We start from the raw sequence: 15,954 nt of genomic DNA, 5'->3' as shown, positions 1-15,954 counted from the left end.
ATTATCGCCCAGGCTTATGCCGGGGCTTTTTGTTTCCGGAGGCACTGTGATCCGCAATTTCCAAAATGGCGACATTGTTACCCACGGCAGCCAGTTTGCTAGCGGCAAAGAAGAAACCCGGCAAGCCATGATCTGCTGCCTACGGTTATTTCTTGGCGAGTATTTTCTTGATGCCACCGAGGGAACGCCGTGGTTCCAAAGCATATTGGGCAAAACCTCACGCGATATTGCTGAAGCCAATATTAAACAGCGCTTATTGGCGGCCAAAGGCGTGCTGACCATTAACCGCTTTGAAATGGATCTCGATATGAAGAATCGCAAAATAACGATATTTGCCGCGGTGATTGATATTAATAACGACGCATTTGATTTCCTGTTCACTGAGGATCTTATCTAATGGCAACCATTAATCGTGACGGGGCTAGCGGCACCACGCTGAGTGAATATCTGGATACTATGCGTCAGCGTTATCTTGCTATTGATGATGGCTGGAATATTAACCCGGAATCGCCAGATGGTCTGGCAATAGCGGTCTGGTGTGAGGCATTAGCTAATTTGGATGAAGCGGTAATTAATGCTTATCACGCAGCCGATCCCAACTCAGCGATTGACCAACAATTAGACCGCATTGCTGCGTTCGCTGGAATCAAACGCAAAAGTACGACCTATTCAACTGCCACCGTTAATTTTAGCGGTATCGCTTTTACTCCGATCAATGCCGGAACATTAATCAGAAATAGGGCGACTAATACCTTATGGGCGACCGATGGTGATGTTATTACTGACGCGGCAGGGAATGCGACGGTGAATGTCACTTGTACGCTGGCAGGGGCGCAGGGGGCCAATAGTCATAATCTGACCATTATTGCCACATCGATCGGCGGCATTACGGCGGTGACAAATAACACTGCAGCGTCAATGGGGTTGGATATAGAAACCAATAATGCATTTCGCATCCGGCGCAATGAATCAGTGGCATTACCTGGCTCCAATCAGATTGATAATATTTATGCGGCGCTGGTCAATATTGATGATGTTAAACGAGTGCGGATTTATGAAAATTTTGAGGATCAAGCCGACGAGAATGGGGTGCTCGGTCACTCAATGGCGATATTTGTTGATGGTGGCAGCATCGAGGATGTTATTAACAGTATTGCCATCAATAAAAGCCCCGGCTGTGGGTTAAACCGTTATAACACTTTCCCTAATAAAATCTCGTTGGATACTGTTACCCCAAAAGGTAACCCGATCACCGTAACCTTTTTTCGCCCCCAACTAATACCGGTTTATGTACGGGTTGAGATCGCCAGTAATAGCGAATTTATTGACGAAGAGATAAAACAGGCGATTGTCGATTACAGCATTATCGGTTTTGATCAGACCAATGGCTTTTCTAAATTGGGCTTTAAAATTGGTGAAAGTATTGGTGCGGGCCGTTTATTTACCCCAGTCAATTATCTGGTGGCCGGTAATGGTTTTGTGAATGCGATTACCGTTGGTACTGCTGTTGAACAGATCAATGAGAGTGCAGTGAGAATAGCCTTTAATCAGCTCGGCGTGTTCAGTACTGAGAATATCGAGGTGGTTTATGTATAACCACCGCAAAAAAGCGCTGTCACGGATTTACCTGCAATATAAAAACGCGCCGAAGCTGCTTGAATGGATCAGTATTTTACCGGACATCAGCCAATCTGCACTGGAAGAGCAGATCACTAAAATCAATAACCTGTTGGATATTGATAATGCCGAGGGCGATCAACTGGATATCTGTGGCCGCATTGCCGGATTTACTGAGCGGCCACTCATCCGCAGCGATTACTTATCGATATTTGCTTATAACGGTACCGGCGGCGCACAGCCCTATAATGTCGCGCCGTATAAAGCGCCGCATGAACAAATCGGCAAAGTTCCGGTATCGGATTATCTCTATCGCGTATTAATCAAAGCCAAGATCCAGAAAAACAACACCAACGCCACCTTGGATGAAATCAAAACCGCCGTTGATTACATTCTGGATGTTAATTCCGCCATCATTGATGGGCAGGATATGACCATGAAAACTATCTGGGTCGATAAACCGATCCCTGCCAATGTCTTAGTGCTCATTCAGCTATTTGATTTAATCCCCCGACCGCAAGGCGTCAAAGCCAGCTTAATCCGCGTTAACCATCATCCCTTTGCCTATAAAGGCACCTTCGACGCGCAGCCATACGGCATGGGCGCTTATATCTAATTGGAGCCAATATATGGCAAGAAATGACAGCTTTAATCAGCCGTGGGCCAGTGTGCCTGCACAATTTGAACGCCCCGGCGATGGTCTGATTGCTCGTGGTTGGGCAGGGGGTGCATCAGAAGATCCTCCAGAAGCCAAATGGGAAAACTGGTGGCATAACCGGGTAGATTTAGCCTTACAGGAATTGCAAAACCTTGGGCAGCTAATTTGGTTTACCGATGCCCCCTACCAGGCAGGGGCGAGAGTGAGCCACGGTGGCAATAGCTATATTGCATTATCAGAAAACACCGGCGTAGAACCCACTGGCTCATTAGATATTGGTGTGTGGCGGAAAGAGGAACCAGGTGCATATTTGCAGACTGCTAATAACCTTGCTGAAATCGCGGCGGCTGGCCCTGCGGCGGTGGCTGCAACACTCAAGAATCTCACCCTGACCACCATGGGTATTGGATTGCCAATGCAGCCTGATATCGCGAACTTTGACTGGCAGAACTTTGCGTTCATATCGGGAGCTAATTACGTCACAAGGTATGACACTTGGGTAACCCCCCCTGAAGGAGTGACTTATAACGCAGGCACTCGCGTTAGTATTCGAGTGATTTATATTTCTACAATAAATGGCCCAAGAATGGGATTAGAGTTGACTCCAGACACTGGTTCAGCGGCTAACTTTAAAGTTTATAAGCTATTGTGTGTAGGGGCAGCAGGTTCAAGGGTATTTACTTTTAATCAAGATTGGAACTCTGCTAATCCGGTGCCCATATCGGGCGGCGGGACGGGCGGGGCTACTGTTGCGGAGGCTCTCGTAAACCTTGGTTTGGGTGACGGAAGCTTAATTCCGATTGGAATACCTCTTCCATACCCATTATCCGCTGCGCCGACTGGCTGGTTAAAGTGCAACGGCTCCACATTTAGCACAGCCACATACCCGAAATTAGCACTGGTCTATCCATCTGGTGTACTCCCCGACATGCGCGGGAATGCCATTAGAGGCTGGGACGACGGACGAGGGGTAGACGCGGGACGAGTATTGCTGTCACAGCAGCTTGACGCATTGCAAAACATCACGGGCAACTTTTTTATGGGTGGCAGTAAACAAGTTGCGGGGGTTACGGCAACCGGCGCATTTGGCGCGATGGAGGTAAATGACGCACTAGGGCAGCAGTCTACCCTCGCTGGAAATATTGGTGGTATTACCTTCGATGCTTCTCGTGTTGCACGCACAGCAGCAGAAACACGTATGAGAAACATCGCATTCAACTACATTGTGAGAGCCATATAATGACTAAATATTCACTAGATATCCCAGCCGCGCAGATTGGAGCAAATGGCCTCGCTATTCGTGCTGGCTGGATTGCCGTTTATAGTGCAGACACCCAATCGCGAGAGTTTATCGGCGTCAATAATGAGTACCTACCGTTGGGCGTTAGCTTGCCCGCTAGCGGTTATGCTGACTCGCCTGTATTACCCACAGAACCAGATAAGGCCGTGCGTCGAAACGATACTGGCAATGCATGGGAAATAGTTGACGACTTGCGCGGCAAGACTGCATACAGCACTGAAACCGGTCAACCAGAAGAAATCAGCTTTATTGGCGAGTTGCCGGACACATTGACGTTACTGGCTCCGCAGACCCATTACGATAAGTGGAGCGGCGCAAAGTGGGTAACGGATAAAGTCTTGCAAAAGGCCGCGGCAACGCAGGAAGCGGAAGAAAAGAAAACCCGATTACTAAATACAGCGGCGGTGAAGATTGCACCACTGCAAGATGCGGTAGATACCAGCATGGCATCAGATGATGAATCAGCACTGCTTACAGCGTGGAAAACTTACCGCGTTTTACTGAACCGCATCGATATATCAAAAGCGCCAGATATTGAATGGCCGATCATGCCAGATTAATACTAAATTATTCAATTTGATTATATTAAGCTAGAGAAGCAACTGAATAAGAGATAGGAGAACACCTGTCGAAAAACATTAAACCTGACATCTCAGGAAAATAAATGATGTGCTGTCATGATTTGGTTTTATTGCTCATGGCAGCACACGATAATTAATCTAGAAATGACATTATCTTATCTTTAAATTTATTAATTAAAATGTCAGAGCCAAATATAGATAGATGTACTCCGTCTGAATATATAATTTTATTATCAATAATATCATTGCAACTCCCATCATTGCACAAGGCATCTGAAGGGTTAATAAAATAAGTATTTTGGTTGTTGTTTGCAAACCTTAGTAAATACTCATTTACTTTATTCGGTTTTGAGTCAGATAGCTTAAATTCAGACATGGACATGCATGATGTTTTTATGTATTCAGGTCTAAATAAGCAACCAGACATAGAATAACTAGGGTGATTGTTGTTTAACGGAGGATTTCCAACTATTATCATTTTCCGATTGTCACCAATGCGTTTTTTTATACCCTCAAGATTTTTATACATGAATGAATAATATTCATCATCATTTTTGAATTTTATTTTATCTCCGTTATTTCTTGTGGTCATATCAGAATATGAATCCCAAGAAAAAGAAATAATCAACGGATAGTTATTACCATCAAGAAGTGAGATCATTTTTTGATAAGAGTCAATACAAACCTGCCTAGGCTTACCATCAAGCATTCTTGTAATTCCCTCACCAAATATGCATCCATGTGCGAACTGGCCTAATATCTCAACATCATCGGATATATACTTTTCCATGCCATGCAATAGTTGTTGTGCATAGCTGTCGCCAGCTACCACTATCTTCCTATTTGAATTACCAATAGTCTGGTCCATTAAGTATCCAGCACCACCGTAATATTTCTCATGGAATTTAGGTGAATTATAAACCATCTCTCTGTAATTTTCATTGATTCGCCAAGGTAGGCCAGAATTTGAATATATATATTTGCTACTTATAGATATGGCAAAAACAGACATTAAGGTAAGAATCAAAGTAGGTATTGCATTTGATTTTGTTTGATTTATTTTTTGACAAACACTTTCACAAAAATAGTACATTGGGATAGCAATAAGGAATGATATTGCGATCATGGCAATTTTGTCGTAAGTATTTGGTCTTATGAATATTAAGTACTTATAAAAAACTATCACTGGCCAGTGAACCAGATATAGTGAGTATGATATTGTTCCGACAAAAACCATAATCCTATTATTTAATACTTTCCCTGAATATTTTGAATTGCCGTAATAAAGGCACAACATAGCTCCAGCGCATGGTATTAACGCATTAATGCCAGGGAAAGGTGTGAGTTCACTGAACTGTATGGCGCTATAAATTATAAGTAATATTCCAACTGCACAAAGAATGTTACTAGCGGTCACACTGTTATTTTTTGACTTTGAAAAAACAAGCAAGCCACCAAGAGAAAGCTCAAACATGCGCATTGGCATATAAAAATAGCCACGAGGCGAACTCATTGATACATAATACTGAGATAGGGCTAAGGATGCTAATGTTATAATTAGTAATGAAATAAACAGGACCTTCCTGCCAAAATGCGCACCAGTCAAAATGACGAAGGGCCATACAAGATAAAACTGCTGTTCTACACCAAGAGACCATGTATGCAACAGAGGCTTTAGGTCTGAACTCAGACCAAAGTATCCACCATTCGATTTGAAATATATATTTGAAATAGAAGTAACAGCAAATAAAGCTGATTTTGCTAACTCGGATAATGGTTCTGGGTCAAAAATCAGAAACCCAGCAGTAAGGGTTAGGATTATTGTTAAGCATAGCGCAGGGTATAATCTTATTATCCTCCTTTTATAAAACTCTATAACATTTAACTTTTTCTTTTCCGCCGCATTCAAAAGTATCCCAGTTATTAAAAAACCAGAGATAACAAAAAAAACATCAACGCCTATAAATCCGCCAGATACACTAAATCCAGTATGGAACAGAAGGACCATTATAACCGCTAACCCTCTAAGCCCATCAATATCTGTTCTATATTTCATCCATAAATACTCTATTACTCTTCGTTTGATAAATACTAACATTTTGTAAAGGAATAGTCAGCGAACGTTTCAAGTGATGTCCGTATTTGTTGGGGTAGTGATGCATATTGAGTTAAAGCATAAACACAAGCTGGGTTTAAATGCCCGCCCTATTCATGTGTGTAGCTAGTAATTTTCGTATCAACCGGACTTGCAAAATGGGGGGGGGGTCTCAACCTGCGCCATATCAGAAGCAGAACATTCATCAAATGATAACTATTGATGCCCGATCATCTTTTCGATACGAATTATTACCGAATGGTTCCGAATTTATTGATAACTATATGAATTTAAAGGATGAAATAATAAGGTAAACGAAGGTATTTTATTGAGGTTTTTTAGTTTATTTGTTTGATTTTAAATGGAATTATTTAATTTTTTCTGAAATAGGAATCGTATTCGGTCTTTTTTTAATTTGTTGATTTTATTAGTGTTTTTTTACAACCCACGAAAATACACGAAATTTCCACGAAATCCTATACTCGGCCTAAATTTCTACCCACTCATTTTTGCGAGAATCCAGGTACACATTAGTCATTTTCATCGATTTGTGACCGAGTAATTTCTGCGCAAATTCTTTGCCGTATTCCGCTTCATACAGCCGCGATGCCAGGCTGCGGATCTCGTGAAAACTGGGGGGGGGATACGTCATAAACCAGATCCGTTGCCTTCAATGCTTTAACAAATGCTTTGGTGAGCGAGTCGGCAAGTAACGTCTGACTTTGTTAACTCATTGCATAATCTGGGAAAAATAGTGGCTAACGTTAACGCATCTTTTCTGGCGGACTGAACTCGCTGTACGATGATGTAACGGCGCATAGGTAGCACTTATTTTTTTTACCCGGATAAAATTCAAAAACATCTAAAAGCAGTGTATCATGCCATTTTTACCCGGATAAAAAGATCGTACTATGCCTGCATATAGTCTTACCGCTTTTCAGCAACAACGCCGGATTGCCCATGGCAATCTGAGTGAGCTTCTGCATCAGATAAAGGCCATGAACAGAGGTAATGAGCCCGTTTTTATTTTTAACGATCAGAACGGAAAACGCCTTGATATTGACATCAACGGTGACGAAATCACCGCCCTGAACGCATACCCGGAACTGAGAGAAACTCCGGTAGTGAAATCTCGTGGCAGACCCAAGCTGGGCGTTTTACCAAAAGAAGTTACATTGCTACCACGCCATTGGGATTGGCTTGCAACGCAGCCTAGCGGAGCTTCCGCCGCGATACGCCGCCTTATCGAACAAGCCATGAAAACCCATAATAAGGATGACATTAGGCGAAATCGCCATGAGCGGGCTTATAACTTTTTACAAGAGATCGCCGGTGACTTTACGGATTATGAAGCAAGCCTGCGCGCCCTGTTTGCCGATGATGAGCAAGGCTTTATCACCTGCATCGCAACCTGGCCGCAGGATATTCGCATGTACGCACTGCAGTTAGCTTTTAGCCAGGATAATGAAAAAAATGATTGAAAAAACAGACAAAAAGACCCTCAAGCGGAGCTATAAAGAGGATCATACAACAGCGGGCATCTACCTCATTAGCAATAAGCACACCGATAAAAAGTTGCTGGCGAGTGCTACTAATGCGCAGGGCACGTTAAATCGATACCGGGGATATTCGTGGTGACACAGGAAGCATCACTGTCCCAACGCTTGTGATCCACGGTACTGCCGATCCGCTGTTTCCACCCGAGGCGGGGGTCGATATCAGCGTGACTATTCCGGGCGCCAGGCTGGAGCTGATCGCGGGAATGGGTCATGAAATTCCTCCTGCTTTGGAGGATGAGATTATCCATCTTCTGCTAGAACATGTTGAAAACAAACGCTAATACCGGAACCCGGAAAAGGCTGGTTTTGTTCTGCATTCTTTGTCTTCGACAAGCCCGGCGGAACCGGGCGCGGCAGGTCCTTGCGGTAGCACTTAAAGCGATCCTCAATGATCTTTTTAGCAAGATAAAGACAGCTTTTCAGCCTGTCTGCTTTGGCCAGCAGCGGACATCACAGATCTTACCTTGGACTTATTGAAGTGGGGCAAATCGATTTCTCAGATTTTCTTGATTGATGGGGCCACATAAGAGTCAAATTCGTGGGTTTGATAAATGGTATGAAGGCGGAATACTGCCCTATAAAGCATGCTATTAAGACGTGACATAAAAATTTGTGAAATAATTTAATGAATCCCTGATGCCTGGGAAGTTCAATCCTCAAGGACTTCCTGACTGAGAATACGAGAGCGGCAAACATCCAAAATCTCATCTGCCAGCGCGGAGTTATCTGGGCAGGCGCGGGACAGCACCAGGGCGCCGACAAGATGTGCAAGGGTGTCAATTAGGTCGGCACGTGTCCCGCTTTTCGCTGCATTATCATTCGCTAACAGGGCCAACTGAGTTTCAATTCCGGCCTCAAATGTTGCCTTAATGGATTCAGACAGACGTGCTGTATCGGTGCCGAGTGCCGACATCACGCACCCCTTTCCCATAGAGTCGCGATGCTGGCGGGAGAGGTAGTATTCAACAAATTTTTCCCGGTCCACACCCTTAGTACTTTCTGCGGATTGTGAAAAACCGCAGCTCATCGCCTCTGACATCAAATCAGCCTTGGAACCAAAGTGCTTGTAGAAACCTCCGTGAGTTAAACCTGCCGCTGACATGAGCTCCGCAACTCCCACGCCATCGTAACCGCGCTCACGAAAAAGTTCTGAGGCCGTTTTAACAATGCGCATTCGGTTTTCCCGAACCTGCTCTTTTGACACTTTCATGCTTTCCTGCCCCTCTCAAAATATAGGGCTAAGTATACATTGATGATGACCATAATCAAAGCGGTTGACTTTATAGATTATGATCATCATCATTACATTGGCACCTTAGCCAACCAATTAGCAGGCGAATAAACATGACGCACCGACCACTATTTCAACCCTATAACCCGTCGCTTACCGCGGTCAGCAAGTAGATCGGTGAATGTCACGGTTCTAGCTGCATCGCACATTGCGGATTCTGTTTACACATTAATAAAGAAGATCAACTTATGAGCAAAGCTTCAGTTCTCATTACAGGCGCATCAACGGGTATTGGTGCTGTTTACGCTGAACGGTTCGCCCGCCGGGGACACGACCTTGTTCTGGTCGCCCGCGACAAAACAAAGTTAGAGACACTTGCAGATCGTCTGCGACAGGAAAATGGTATTTTTGTCGATGTTCTTCCTGCTGACCTCACGCAAGCGGCGGATTTAACGACGGTCGAAGCTCGCCTGCGTGAAGACGCGCGGATAGGCATTCTTACCAATAACGCGGGTATCGCGCAGTCCGGCAGTTTTACAGAGCAGACGCCTGAGTCGATAGAACGTCTTATCGCGCTTAACGTTACCGCCCTGACGAGACTTGCCAGCGCCGTGGCACCACGATTTGTAAAGGCCGGAGATGGTTCGATCGTCAATATCAGTTCCATCGTCGGACTCGCCCCGGAATTTGCAATGACGGTTTACGGCGCAACCAAAGCTTTTGTCCTTTTCTTGTCTCAGGGAATGGATCTGGAGCTGTCGCCTAAGGGCATTTATATCCAGGCGGTGCTCCCTGCCGGTACTTACACGGAAATTTGGGATCGTGCGGGTATCGACATCAGTAACTCGTCCAAAATGATGGCAGTGGGTGAATTAGTTGACGCAGCGCTGGTTGGTTTTGATCGCCGTGAACTCGTCACCATCCCACCTTTACATAATGCTGACCGCTGGGATGCCCTGGATACAGCGCGTCAGGCTCTGCTTTCGGACATCAAACAAGCTGAAGCCGCAGAGCGATATAAAGCGCTTTAGTTAATGAGGTGCACTCTGCAAAACCATCTTCCGCGGTTCTGCAGAGAGGCAATCCGACATAAATTCCTTACAGCATGTCGTCTCATCAGCGATGTGAAACCTCAAACAAATCATGAAGGTCTTATTCAGCATGACAAAAAAACGTGTAGCACTGGTTACCGGCGCTTCCTCAGGTATCGGCGAAGCGTCTGCTCATAAACTTTTAGCGGCGGGCTATACGGTATATGGCACAAGCCGCCGTGGATCTCTGGCGGGGACACATCCGTTTCCATTATTAACCCTTGATGTGACGGACGACGCCTCTGTAGAGGCCGCCATTAATGAGTTGCTGCGCCTAGAGGGGCGGATCGATATTCTGGTGAATAATGCGGGCTTTGGGGTTGCTCCGGCGGCTGCAGAAGAGAGTTCTATCGAGCAGGCCAGGCGCATTTTCGACACAAACTTTCTGGGCATAGTCAGATTGACGCGGGCAGTTGTCCCTCATATGCGCCGTCAGGGCAGTGGGCGCATCATTAACATCGGTTCGATACTGGGGATCGTTCCGTTGCCGTATGTGGCACTTTATGCTGCCAGTAAGCATGCGGTCGAAGGGTATACGGGAGCACTGGATCATGAACTGCGTACGCAGGGCATCAGAGTTTCCGTCATCGAACCCGCCTACATGAAAACACAGTTTGAAAACAATAATTTAGAGCCGGATACCAGGCTTAAAGAATATGACCTTATCCGGGCTAAGCTGGAGAAAGTGGTTAGCAAAGCAATGGCCGAAGCGGAAAGTCCGGAGGTCGTGGCTGACGTGGTGGTTAAAGCTGCTCAGACTTTACGCCCGAAGGTGCGCTACACGGCGGGAACGCTGGCTGGTAAATTGAATTTTATTCTCAGATTCGCACCTGCATCATTTCTGGATAAGGTGGTGCGCAACAGTCTTCAGCTTGATGCGAAAGAATAAAAAATGAAATTTTCTCATTTGGCTCTTCTGACCCCTGTGTTGTTTTCATCCTGGCCACGGTATAGATGGCTTGAATTGCCAACGCAAAAGTAGTCTCATCTGGGAGTCATAACTCTATGAATCAACCAATTTTCCAGAATGGACGGGTGCAAATATTTTTTACATTCCAATACTTAACTGGGTTCTTAGCATGATTTTTGATTACGTCATCGGAGTTTACTGATGCGTTCGGGGTGAAGTTTGCGGGGACTTGAATGGCTTTGCTGCCCGAGGCTATATAATAGTACTTCCCTGCTTCCGGAATTAGTGATGAATGAGAGTTTCGAATATATCCCCCTCCTTCATTTTTGATCTGTGAAACAGAGTATAGGACATTGGGTTTTATCTTACTAACCACTACATTACCTTTAGCTTGAAAGATATTTGAGTCAAGTTCATAGCGATCAGACATATCGTAGCAATTATCTTTGCTGTTGAAGGTGTAAGAACCTAGATAGATGGTGCCTACATTTCCCTCACGGTTAAGTACATACAAGGTCGCAGCATCGCTTCCTGTGTAGTCTTTGTAATCAAGAGGTAATACATTAGCGCACCCTGTAAGCCCCAGAGAGATTACAGCTACGATGACGGTTTTATTTAATTTCATATCGTCCTTTATTGTGTGTAAGTTCGTTGCCCATGTTAAATACAATAATTAGTAGACAGATGCGTTATCGGCTGTATTTGACTTTTCTTCAATCATATTAATGCCTGTATTTTGCTTAGCAGGATGGTTTTATAAAGATAATTTTGTACCTATGGTCTGGCCATCTGGGCAGACACAATTTGATTTTAATCATACTTTCATAGTGGCATGGTGGCCTCTACATACTTTATGGTCAGTAAGTCCGTTCTTCGCTCGAAGCTGCTCTTTATTCCTTACCTACGGCAACTGGGTGCCAAAAGCGGACATTATCACCGCCACCATATGTAAGCATGTCATTCGCAATAGGAGTAATACTCAGGCACCCTGATGTCAGAGATGTACATGAAAAATGACGGAAAAAACCCAATTCACGACCTCAATCGTGTTCCAGGACGCCTGGATACCGAATCTGATATATACAAGTTGCACAATTCATCGCTACAGGATTATTTATGATGTGCATACGAGCTTTTTGTTTATTGTCTGTATTCCTTTACTGCATACAAGTGCAGGCATCTCCGGGCTTTCGTCAGATAACGCTATCCGACCCAAAGTCCGAAACTCTAAATTTGACTGTGTGGTATCCAGCTTCTTCTGAGGGAAGAACAGTTAATATAGGAAGTAATCCCGCTTTCGTTGGCGTTATGGTGAACCCCGATGCACCACCATTACCTGGAGTACATCCTCTCTTGGTTATTTCACACGGATATAACGGAAACTGGCGGAATCTGTCCTGGATTGCTGCGGCGATGGCTGCAGAGGGATATATTGTTGCCGCCCCGGATCATCCAGGCACTACTACTTTTGATCAGAATCCGATAGATGCTAAAAAGTTGTGGCGACGTCCGCACGATATTTCTCGGGTTATTGATTTCGTCATAGATTCTCCCGCACTTTTCGGGGCAACGGACAAGGGACGTATTGCTGCTTTAGGGCATTCTCTTGGCGGATGGACAGTAATGTCGCTAGCGGGTGCGCGATTTAAGCCCTCCCTGTTTATCCACGATTGTCAAAACCATCCCAAACGGGGCGATTGCCGGTTAACAGAAAAACTTGGCATCAATGAAACGCTTTCCCTGGAAAAAATATCCGCAAATAACAGGGATGCAAGGATCCGGGCTGTCGTCTCTCTTGATCTAGGATTAGCACCTGGTTTTACCCCTAAAAGCCTGAATGCTATTAATATTCCCGTCCTGATTTTAGCTGCGCAGGCGGACAGATTAGCAGAATTACCCGCAGGACAGGAGTCTGGATACCTCGCTTCCGAAATAAATCCAAACAGGAGGCAATATGAGATCGTTGAAGGCGCGACACATTTCAGTTTCATGCAGCTTTGTAAACCCGGCGCTGAAAATATCCTAAACGAAGAATCACCTGGTGACGATGTTGTTTGCCAAGATGGCCTCAATGCCAAGAGATCGAATATTCATCAAAATCTGGTTGGTAAGATCAGTGCATTCCTGAATTCTACGCTTGATTACGCTGCATCTTCTGTCGGAACAAGGTAGGTGACACACCAGAAACTCGCAGAAATTCACGATTAAAATTTGATTTAGTAGTGAATCCAGACTCCAGCATGATATCCGTCACGGGCAACAGGGTGCTTAACAGCAGTTCCTTTGCCCATTCAATCCTGAAGCCATTGATCCACTGCGATACATTGCACTGACTTACAGAATTGACTGCACTTGAAAGATGTCGTGCTGGTATACCTGTTTTTCTGGCCAGAATACTCAGTGTTAGGTCGGGATTAAGATAAATTTTTGTTTCACGAACGTGTTTTTCGAGTCTACTATAAATCTCCTCAAACTCTCCCGCGGGTACCAAAATACTTTCGGGGGACGTTTCTTCCCGCTTATCATTTCCTGATATAGCTGTCCTTCCCGCACTGACAATAGCCGCGGCGATGAGAGGAAGCAGTGTCATTTGGAAAATGACAATCATACCTGGAGCCTGTTTTCCACCGGTGATGCTGAAGTCCAATGTAACCGCAAGATCTGTCAGTGCAGATATACACAGAAAACAGCCTGCGAAAAAAGCCATCTTTACCGTCTGTGTTGACTCCGTCAGTCGGTTCAGCGTGAAGTTACGCTCCCCCTGCCATGCAATACGAAAGAGGCCACATCCGTATCCTGTAAAAATGATAAATAGGATGAAATCAGTCGCCGCCGGCCAAACCATCCTGAGCAATAAGGCAATGGTTGGGGGTAAAAGCAGCAATACCCAGCGACGCTGCTTACTGGTTTCAGTCATTGAGATGAAACTGTGCCATGCGAGAGGGGGCAGAAGTATTGCCAAGACGGATTGAATGTTCCTAAGCATGGCTGACTGGTATTCCCAGCGCAGAGTGCTTACAGAAAGAAGGACTGTGCAGGCGATAAGAAAACGCAGTGTACCGCTGTGGCGATTTTTTTCAGGAAATAGCGCCATTACTATTAAAACCAATAGCGCAAACAAAGTAATAACAGGAAAGGGAACAGAAAACATAGCCACAGTACCATCATAAAAATTTACAAGGGATATTTGCATACATGAAGGTAATCTGTCTCCTTCCACGTAATAATAACAGTATCACAATCCATTAAGGCGCGATTTGTCTCTGGAAGATTTATCTCATCTCTAATCCGTCCTCTTCTTTGCTGATCCGTCTGCCCCTCACTCATGAGGGAAAAATGACCTTAACCCCGTTAATTAATACATCGTGATGTTAATAATGCCTTAACCCGTTGTGAGAACAATTACAAACTCCCGCTCCTCGCTCTTAGCGGGCGTTGCTAACATCATGTTAAGTTAATTAATGGGGAGCGGGTTAGGTGGACGCTCATCAAAACGAAAATCTGTTCCTTTCTCGCTGGAGTGCCCCTGAACGACCCCTCCAAACTCAAGCCACACAGTGATCAGGTCCTGCAATCTGGTATAGTCTTAAAAATTACAGGTATAATCCCACAAATTTTTCAACTGGGTTAGAAACGAAGATGACAAAACTCACCTTACAAGAGCAGATGCTAAAAGCGGGATTAGTGACCAGCAAAAAAATGGCCAAAGTCCAAAGAACGGCTAAAAAATCACGAGTGCAAGCTCGTGAGGCAAGAGAGACTGTGGAAGAAAATAAAAAAGCGCAACTTGAGCGTGATAAACAGCTAAGCGAACAACAAAAACAAGCTGCTTTATCTAAAGAATATAAAGCTCAGGTGAAGCAGTTGATTGAAATGAATAGAATCAGCATTTCAAAAGGCGATATTGGTTTTAACTTCACAGATAATAATTTAATTAAAAAAATAGTTGTGGATAAGCTTACTCAAGCTCAGTTGATTAGTGGGCGACTCGCCATTGCTCGCTTGGTTGTTGATAACAGTGGCGAGAGTCAATACGCTATTATCCCCGCGAGCGTGGCCGATAAAATTGCGCAGCGAGATGCGAACAGTATTGTATTAAATAGTGCGCTTAGTCAGGAAGAGCAAGATGGGGAAGATCCGTATGCCGATTTTAAAGTACCCGATGATTTGATGTGGTAATTAACCTTTTTAGAACGGGCAGGTATTACGGGCTTTGATCCACTCTTCGCTGATGGGATGAACAAAATGCAACTCACTGGCGTGCAGCATTAGCCGTGGCGTCCGCTCAGTGCCTGGCAGCAGGCGGCCGCCATACAGGTCGCAGCCCCAAATAGGGTGGCCCAACTGCTGGCAGTGGATGCGTAGTTGATGGGTGCGCCCGGTCTCCGGGGTTAGTTGTACTCGCGTCAACGGCAGTAACGTCCGGTCTTCCAGCTCGTGATAGAAGCGCTCAACGACCCGATAGCGGGAACGAGCGGGCTTGCCGTGGATTGAGCAAATCGACATCAGTGGGAATAGCGCCGGGTCTTTGGCAATCGCAGCATCTATCACCCCTTGGTTGTCGTCCAGATGTCCGCAAAGCAGTGCGCTGTATACCTTGGTCACTGTGCGCTGACTGAACTGTTGGCACAGGGCGGCATTGATAGCCTTATTGCGCGCAATCACCATCAGCCCGGAAGTACCGAAATCAAGGCGGTGGACCAGGGTGCAGCCGGGGAATATCTGTACCAGCCGATGATGCACCGAATCGATATTTTGCGGATTTTTTCCCGAGAGGCTGAGCAGCCCGGCGGGTTTATTGATAAGTACCAGGTGATCGTCCTGATAGAGAGTCTCTATTTTGTCATGGCACGGCGGGGCAATAAAGGTATCAATAATTGTAGACATCAGGCTGCCCGGATGGAGAGTGGGA

Annotated in this window: 16 protein-coding genes and 1 pseudogene; 11 read left to right on the top strand and 6 right to left on the bottom strand. The window is 45.2% G+C overall.

Annotated features, from left to right (window positions below; all coding sequences use genetic code 11):
• Positions 1-46: 46 nt before the first annotated feature.
• From FFE93_RS11525 to FFE93_RS11500, 5 genes and pseudogenes are all read left to right on the top strand, one after another.
• Positions 47-397, top strand: a complete 351-nt coding sequence (locus tag FFE93_RS11525; RefSeq protein WP_049603932.1) for a hypothetical protein — start codon at positions 47-49, stop codon at positions 395-397.
• Positions 397-1,596 (top strand): baseplate J/gp47 family protein, encoded by a 1,200-nt coding sequence (locus tag FFE93_RS11520; protein ID WP_138775146.1) that lies wholly within the window; start codon positions 397-399, stop codon positions 1,594-1,596. The genes FFE93_RS11525 and FFE93_RS11520 overlap by 1 nt, the downstream gene beginning before the upstream one ends.
• Complete coding sequence (locus FFE93_RS11515) at positions 1,589-2,233, top strand: DUF2612 domain-containing protein (protein WP_019079691.1); 645 nt, start codon at positions 1,589-1,591, stop codon at positions 2,231-2,233. Before FFE93_RS11520 ends, FFE93_RS11515 begins: the two co-directional genes overlap by 8 nt.
• Before the next feature lie 802 nt (positions 2,234-3,035).
• Positions 3,036-3,515, top strand: a pseudogene (locus tag FFE93_RS21960) (phage tail protein); the annotation flags it as partial.
• The gene (locus tag FFE93_RS11500; RefSeq protein ID WP_138775145.1) at positions 3,515-4,135 is read left to right on the top strand and encodes a tail fiber assembly protein; all 621 of its coding nucleotides are present in this window, start codon (positions 3,515-3,517) and stop codon (positions 4,133-4,135) included. The pseudogene FFE93_RS21960 and the gene FFE93_RS11500, both read left to right, overlap by 1 nt.
• Positions 4,136-4,289: 154 nt before the next feature.
• On the opposite strand, the gene FFE93_RS11495 is transcribed toward FFE93_RS11500, so the two are convergent.
• Both FFE93_RS11495 and FFE93_RS11490 read right to left on the bottom strand, forming a co-directional pair.
• On the bottom strand, positions 4,290-6,212 hold the full coding sequence (locus FFE93_RS11495) for an acyltransferase family protein (protein ID WP_186367648.1): 1,923 nt from the start codon (positions 6,210-6,212) through the stop codon (positions 4,290-4,292).
• Between the two features lie 526 nt (positions 6,213-6,738).
• Positions 6,739-6,903, bottom strand: coding sequence for a tyrosine-type recombinase/integrase (locus FFE93_RS11490; RefSeq protein ID WP_233420385.1), 165 nt, complete (start codon positions 6,901-6,903; stop codon positions 6,739-6,741).
• Positions 6,904-7,162: 259 nt separating this feature from the next.
• On the opposite strand from FFE93_RS11490, the gene FFE93_RS11485 reads away from it, so the two are divergent.
• Both FFE93_RS11485 and FFE93_RS21520 read left to right on the top strand, forming a co-directional pair.
• On the top strand, positions 7,163-7,732 hold the full coding sequence (locus FFE93_RS11485) for a DUF2239 family protein (protein ID WP_005272469.1): 570 nt from the start codon (positions 7,163-7,165) through the stop codon (positions 7,730-7,732).
• Positions 7,725-7,889: a hypothetical protein gene (locus tag FFE93_RS21520; RefSeq protein ID WP_186367647.1), complete on the top strand. Its 165-nt coding sequence runs from the start codon at positions 7,725-7,727 to the stop codon at positions 7,887-7,889. Before FFE93_RS11485 ends, FFE93_RS21520 begins: the two co-directional genes overlap by 8 nt.
• A gap of 570 nt (positions 7,890-8,459) precedes the next feature.
• Here FFE93_RS21520 and FFE93_RS11475 read toward each other — a convergent pair.
• Complete coding sequence (locus tag FFE93_RS11475; RefSeq protein ID WP_138775143.1) at positions 8,460-9,020, bottom strand: TetR/AcrR family transcriptional regulator; 561 nt, start codon at positions 9,018-9,020, stop codon at positions 8,460-8,462.
• A 269-nt stretch (positions 9,021-9,289) separates the two neighbouring features.
• Here FFE93_RS11475 and FFE93_RS11470 point away from each other — a divergent pair, with 269 nt between their 5' ends.
• Together FFE93_RS11470 and FFE93_RS11465 are read left to right on the top strand one after the other, a co-directional pair.
• Positions 9,290-10,072 (top strand): SDR family NAD(P)-dependent oxidoreductase, encoded by a 783-nt coding sequence (locus FFE93_RS11470; protein ID WP_138775142.1) that lies wholly within the window; start codon positions 9,290-9,292, stop codon positions 10,070-10,072.
• Positions 10,073-10,202: 130 nt separating this feature from the next.
• Positions 10,203-11,021, top strand: coding sequence for an oxidoreductase (locus FFE93_RS11465; RefSeq protein ID WP_049602858.1), 819 nt, complete (start codon positions 10,203-10,205; stop codon positions 11,019-11,021).
• A 121-nt stretch (positions 11,022-11,142) separates the two neighbouring features.
• Here the strand turns inward: FFE93_RS11465 and FFE93_RS11460 are convergent, their stop codons facing one another.
• Complete coding sequence (locus tag FFE93_RS11460) at positions 11,143-11,667, bottom strand: hypothetical protein (protein ID WP_032897027.1); 525 nt, start codon at positions 11,665-11,667, stop codon at positions 11,143-11,145.
• 491 nt (positions 11,668-12,158) lie between these two features.
• Here FFE93_RS11460 and FFE93_RS11455 point away from each other — a divergent pair, with 491 nt between their 5' ends.
• On the top strand, positions 12,159-13,214 hold the full coding sequence (locus FFE93_RS11455) for an alpha/beta hydrolase family protein (protein ID WP_005272455.1): 1,056 nt from the start codon (positions 12,159-12,161) through the stop codon (positions 13,212-13,214).
• Here FFE93_RS11455 and FFE93_RS11450 read toward each other — a convergent pair.
• Positions 13,174-14,193, bottom strand: coding sequence for a helix-turn-helix domain-containing protein (locus FFE93_RS11450; protein ID WP_032897061.1), 1,020 nt, complete (start codon positions 14,191-14,193; stop codon positions 13,174-13,176). The two genes, FFE93_RS11455 and FFE93_RS11450, sit on opposite strands and share 41 nt — an antisense overlap.
• A gap of 488 nt (positions 14,194-14,681) precedes the next feature.
• Between FFE93_RS11450 and FFE93_RS11445 the strand changes: the two genes are divergently transcribed.
• Positions 14,682-15,221, top strand: a complete 540-nt coding sequence (locus FFE93_RS11445; protein WP_005272448.1) for a DUF2058 domain-containing protein — start codon at positions 14,682-14,684, stop codon at positions 15,219-15,221.
• Between the two features lie 9 nt (positions 15,222-15,230).
• Here FFE93_RS11445 and FFE93_RS11440 read toward each other — a convergent pair whose 3' ends face one another.
• Positions 15,231-15,929 (bottom strand): RluA family pseudouridine synthase, encoded by a 699-nt coding sequence (locus FFE93_RS11440; protein ID WP_032897059.1) that lies wholly within the window; start codon positions 15,927-15,929, stop codon positions 15,231-15,233.
• Positions 15,930-15,954: the final 25 nt, after the last annotated feature.

Origin of the sequence: Yersinia sp. KBS0713 (genome assembly GCF_005937895.2) — a bacterium.
Classification (GTDB): domain Bacteria; phylum Pseudomonadota; class Gammaproteobacteria; order Enterobacterales; family Enterobacteriaceae; genus Yersinia; species Yersinia bercovieri.
The sequence above is the reverse complement of the archived record's forward strand: the minus strand, read 5'-3'. Positions and strand labels throughout refer to the sequence as shown.